We start from the raw sequence: 5,565 nt of genomic DNA, 5'->3' as shown, positions 1-5,565 counted from the left end.
CTTCAAGTTGCGCGCATTAGGGAAGTTATGCAGCGGTCTCGAAAAGGGGTTTGGTGTCAGCTATTTGACTCCAGAACTGACTCCACTGACTCCAAATGGTGTCAGCAGGTCAGCCCTCAACCTGACTCCAAAACTAATTTGGTGTCATCTCCGATAGGACAAATCATGGCAGGCTTCACCAACAGACAAACAAAGACCGGCATCAAGATACGTGTCACCGTCCGACTCCCAAACGGAAAACGGGAATCTGAGACTTTTGATACACAGGAGGAAGCGGAGCGTAAGCTCACCCACCAAGTAGACAACTGAAATCAGAGAATGCGGCCCAACCCGAAAGGAAGAGGCCCATGAGGAAGAGCAAGTTCACGGAGAGCCAGATCGTGGCGATCCTCAAAGAAGGCGAGGCAGGCATGCCTGTGGCGGAGGTGTGCCGTAAGCACGCCATCAGCGCGCCTACGTATTACGCGTGGAAGAGCAAGTACGCGGGCGCGACGGTGTCGGACCTGACGCGCATGCGCGAGCTGGAGACAGAGAGCGCGCGGCTCAAGCGCATGTACGCGGACCTGGCGTTGGAGAACACGGCCATCAAGGACGTACTGTCAAAAAAATTCTGACGCCGTCCGTGAAGCGGCAGGCGGTCGAGGTCATGGTGACCGAGCACCGCTTGTCGATCACGCGAGCCTGCCACGCCGCGGGCTTGTCACGGGCGGCGTACTACAAGGTGCCACCGTTGCCACAGGAGAAGGATGCCGAGGTCATTGATGCGCTCAACGGCATCGTCGAGCGCAACGGTCGCTGGGGATTCTGGAAGTGCTTTGACCGGCTGCGCCTGGATGGTCGGCCATGGAACCACAAGCGGGTCTGGCGGGTGTATTGCGACTTGGGTCTGAACATTCCTCGTCGCACCAAGCGCCGTATCCCTCAACGTGAACCCGTGCCTCTCGCTGCGGGATCGTTCGTCAATCAGGGGTGGGCCTTAGATTTCATGCATGACGTGCTTTACGACGGCCGCCGATTCCGAACCCTCAACGTCATCGACGAAGCCAATCGCGAGGCCCTGGCGATCCAGGTGGCCCAATCACTGCCGGCTTCGATGTTGATTCGAACGATGGACCGTCTGGTGGATTGGTACGGAGCGCCGCAGTCGATTCGCATGGACAACGGCCCCGAGATGACCAGCCATGACTTCGTCGAATGAGCCCAGTGCAAAGGTATTGCCTTGAACTACATCGAGCCTGGCGAGCCCAACCAGAACGCCTACATCGAACGCTTCAACCCGACGTTCCGAACGGAGGTGCTCGATGCCTACCTCTTCAGCTCCATCGAGCAAGTCCAAGCCATCGCCGACGATTGGCTGACCCAATACAACGAGTACCGACCGCATGACGCACTTGGGGGCGTACCGCCCAAGCAGTTCATGCCTAGATTAATCACCACAGCCGCCGCAAACTCTAGAAATCAACTGTCCTCTTGACAGGGGAGCTTACGGGCCAAAGGGCCGGAATGAAGGGCCGAAAACCCTTCAAAACGCTCTAAAACCGAGCGATTATTTACGCATCCTGGAATCCTCGGCTGCCGTTGGGGTGGGCGAGTTTGCGGAGCGGGTTATGCAGCGGTTTCCTCCAGAACTACCGGAAATCAATAACGATTGAATACCTCTCTGGGAGTTCTGGCCAATGGCACTCATCCCGAGATATCATTTGCCATGAGGATACCGGACTTTTACAGGCCTGACTATGTATACAGTCCGGTAAATTCAAGACTGCCGATCAAATTTCACAGCCTAAATCGCAATCACAGTGAATCATTTTTTCAAAATGCGGGCAGGGTTGCCTGCTACCGTCGAGTCAGGTAGCACTGGCTTCGTAACATTTGATCCAATACCCACAAATGCATTATCACCAATCTCTATCTTTTCTATTATGGAAGAATTCGGCCCAATCCAAACGTTACGCCCGACTATCACGCCACCACTCAACTCAGCGCAAGCAGTAATTAAAGCGCCGGATCGAATTATGCAATTATGAGCTATATGTACATGGTCGTCTATCTTTACATCGTTCTCAATAATAGTCTCTCCAAGGGTAGCGCGGCATACTGTATTAAGGCTGCCAATTTCCACCCTGTCCCCAATAACAACTGTTCCTAAGTGGGACATACGCAAAGGGACGCCAGTATCATCTCGAACAAACCCAAAACCAGCCTCGCCGATTACCGAGTTGGATTTAACTATACAGTCCGCGCCGATAACGACTCCGTCGGCGATAACGACATTGTGACCAATAACCGTCCTTGGTCCAATTTTCACCCCGCGCCCTACAAAGGCGCTAGGACTAATAACCGCGTTTTCAGCTATTTTCGGAGGCTCAGTAGAGACCTTGAAGCCGATATTGTTGTCGAGGTAGTTGAGCAGTTGGGCAAATACCAACCGTGGGTTCTTCGCTTCAATAGCAGCGCCCGCTTTACAATCAAACTCAGGAAGCGACACGACAACCACGTCGAGCGACGAGTTTTGAGGATTTGAAACATCGCTGGTAAAGCAAAGGGCCCCATTTCTTAAATCGCTATATGGCCGGACGTTGGTTATTTCCACATCCGTTCCTCGCCAAACGAAGCCGAAGCGCTCAGAAAGCGTAGAGACCTTAATTGGAAAATTTAACTCATTACTCATCGCGCCACCTCAAAAAAATCCGCGTATTTCTTTCCAATTTGAATGCCTCGAACTGAGGTTAGGCTTTTAACGAATTCAGCATTAGAGTTAGTTCTATGCCTCCTGGATTCATCGTTCTCTAAGGCGGAAATTTTCCAATTCAGGTCCTCCTCGTCGAGTGCGGAAAAGCAGCTTGACCGGAAATCTAAATTCTTCCAGAGAATTCCAAAATTGGACTCTGACGGTGCGCCGAACACCTCCTTGAGGCTCACTGATTTATGCATCCGAGTCCCCGTAGCCGTGAACTGGCCCGATGTGCGTTTGCCAAGAATGACGCACAGATTCCATAAAATAGCGTTGCGTGGGTTCAAGCACCTTTGGTAAAAGCGTTCTTTCAAGGTATGTGAGGCGATGCTGCGGGCGTTCAGCCAGCCAGCTTTCCGGGTGGACATTAAGCATTAGACAGGATTTCTCCGACCGCCCATCGAGGAACTCTAGCAGCGATAGGTCACGCCAAGCCCGACAAGAATCACTCACATAAAGCAGATCGTGGTGGGTTTTCTGGAAGTGCGTCGGATTAATATAAGGCGCAGCGTCAAGAAAGAAGTCCTCTTGCCCTCGGGAGGGCTCGTGCATGACAATAGTCTTTACTTCGCCATCTGAAATTTCTTGCAAAAATCTAATCTCAGCGTCTAGTCGTTGGCGAGCCAGCACTGACTGGTCCGGATAAAGACTTAGATCGTAATGTAGACCAATCGCGTGACCCATTGCACGTAACCTCATCATTGCGTTAATTGAAGAGGCAGAGCATGGATTATAAGGACCGCTCAGCAGCACGTAATAGCACGAAGAAACGCCGAGCTCGAACTCAACTTGTGCCAGGGCAAGTGACAATTCGAGGGAGAAATCTACATCGTGGCGGAGAAAAACATCCCCGGCCTCACAGCTGCCGATATCCACAATTGGCCTGAAGTTAAATCCTGACGAAACCAAGTCTCTCAACAGGCCGCCATAGCCAACAAGATCGAATGATGGCAAAACACTCATCAGCAAAGCCCTTTGGTAAACAATCAAGAACAAAGAATTCGAATAGTACACCACCCGAAGGCCCCCGCAATTTAAAACCCACTAGTGATGAGCTTGGCGGGCGCGGCGGCGGTGCGGGGGCTGGATGCGCGCCTGGCCCATATGGTGGTCGCGGCGCGTCTCTGTTGCTCAACGCAGGGCGGACCGAGTTCGACACCAATTGCTGTAAGCTCTCGATATACCTCGGGTCGTCGTCGTTTCGTGTGGCGAGTAACGGCCAGAAACATCGAGCGGTTGTTAGGGGCCAGGATTTAAGCATTGGAGTGGAGGCGTTTTTTACCAGCGGGTTGAGCCTGCTATCGCCGTGCGCAGCTGAGAACGTCAAGCTCGAAGTGCCGGCCTAGCGCACCGACTGCGAGGTCCGCTGCTCCGGCGCGTCGCTCGGTTGCCCGACTTACGGTTCGCCGGCGCACCTGGTGCCAAACTCACTTCAGGTTCGAATAGGATGCTCGAATCGCGCCGACAACTTTAAGATACCGCTCAATCACAAAATGTTCACTAAAGTTCTCCTCTGCAAACGCTCGTCCATTGCGTCCCATGCTTGCACGTTGATCATGTGTGAGTGAAACAAATTTAAGTATCTTTTCTACCAAGTCGGCCGTATCAGCTGGGCGGCATAAAAAGCCTGTTTGACCGTCGATGACTGTGTCACGACACCCCGGCGCATCGGTTGTAATCACCGGCCTGGCGGTGGCTGCAGCCTCCAGCAGTGTGCGCGGTACGCCTTCGCGGTAGGAGGGCAGGATGACACAATCGGCGTTGAAAATATGTGGACGCACATCGTCGGTTTTACCTAAATAATCCACCACGCCCTCAGTCACCCACTCATCCATTTGCTTTCGCGAAATGGCCGATGGGTTGGCCACATCCAAGAACCCCAATAACTGAAAGCGACACTCTGGATGAAGTGCGCGAACCTTGCGCGCTGCCTCCACATACTCCCCCACGCCCTTGTCCCAAAGCATCCGCGCCACAAGTAGGAATACGGGTGCTGCATGTGAGCGAATCGGGGGTGGTGCGGGCACAAAACGTGTTAAGTCCACGCCAGATCCTGGTAGGCGTTCGGCATTTTTGGTATGCACTAGGCCAGCATTGACAAACACTCCCATGTCGTCAAGGTTTTGAAAAAATACTCGATATGCTCGTCCAAAGGTTAATTTGTACAAGACTTGTGCTGCTAGTGTTGCTGGAGACTTCCGAATGAACGCTCGCCCCAGGCCCGATACGTTCGGCACAAAGGGCACACCTCGAAGAATGCAAGCCAGCGCCGAATACAAATTACCCTTTGGGGTGTAACTCAGCACCAGGTCTATGCGATGTCTGCGTATCACACGCCAGAGGCCAATCACAGATAAAATTTCTTTAAACGGGTTGGTCCCCCCGCCAGAAATTTGCACATTTTCAAAATTAACACCTGCGGTGAGGATGCGCTCGCAGTAAACGTCCTCGGGCGCTACGGCCACTACGGAGTGACCGGCTGCAATCAGTGAATGCATCAGATTGAGGCGAAAATTAAACAGGTACCAAGCTGTATTGGAAACTACCGCAATGCGCATTTATCGACTACCAATCCAGGATAAAAAATCAACCCAATTCAACTCCGAAAGGGTGCGTATGGCAGGTCTAACAGACCGTGCCTCGAATAAATACCTTCTATTGCCCAGTATTTCGATTGAAGGATGGGGGCATGCCGGGTAGGCGGGTCGCTTGATGCTTTAAATTGTCAAGTCTTATAGGGCGACTGTCGCTCGCTTGGCTCAGCTAATCAGAGTTCGTGTCCAAAAATAGCCACCCATATGCGCCTTCACCGTAGTTGTAGTGTAGATTTT

Annotated in this window: 3 protein-coding genes and 1 pseudogene; 1 reads left to right on the top strand and 3 read right to left on the bottom strand. The window is 52.5% G+C overall.

The genetic code is table 11. The features are described 5' to 3' along the window. The first annotated feature begins 347 nt into the window (after positions 1 to 347). Positions 348 to 1,474, top strand: a pseudogene (locus LNV08_RS22850) (IS3 family transposase). Positions 1,475 to 1,804: 330 nt separating this feature from the next. Here LNV08_RS22850 and LNV08_RS22845 read toward each other — a convergent pair. From LNV08_RS22845 to LNV08_RS22835, 3 genes are all read right to left on the bottom strand, one after another. Further along, positions 1,805 to 2,671 carry a DapH/DapD/GlmU-related protein gene (locus LNV08_RS22845; RefSeq protein WP_263536047.1) on the bottom strand — a complete coding sequence of 289 codons (867 nt, stop codon included), beginning with the start codon at positions 2,669 to 2,671 and terminating at the stop codon, positions 1,805 to 1,807. 255 nt (positions 2,672 to 2,926) lie between these two features. Next, complete coding sequence (locus LNV08_RS22840) at positions 2,927 to 3,730, bottom strand: hypothetical protein (protein WP_263536046.1); 804 nt, start codon at positions 3,728 to 3,730, stop codon at positions 2,927 to 2,929. A 431-nt stretch (positions 3,731 to 4,161) separates the two neighbouring features. After that, positions 4,162 to 5,292, bottom strand: a complete 1,131-nt coding sequence (locus LNV08_RS22835; RefSeq protein ID WP_263536045.1) for a glycosyltransferase family 4 protein — start codon at positions 5,290 to 5,292, stop codon at positions 4,162 to 4,164. Positions 5,293 to 5,565 lie beyond the last annotated feature (273 nt).

Source organism: Paucibacter sp. TC2R-5 (assembly GCF_025717605.1).
GTDB lineage: Bacteria > Pseudomonadota > Gammaproteobacteria > Burkholderiales > Burkholderiaceae_C > Paucibacter_A > Paucibacter_A albus.
The sequence above is the reverse complement of the archived record's forward strand: the minus strand, read 5'-3'. Positions and strand labels throughout refer to the sequence as shown.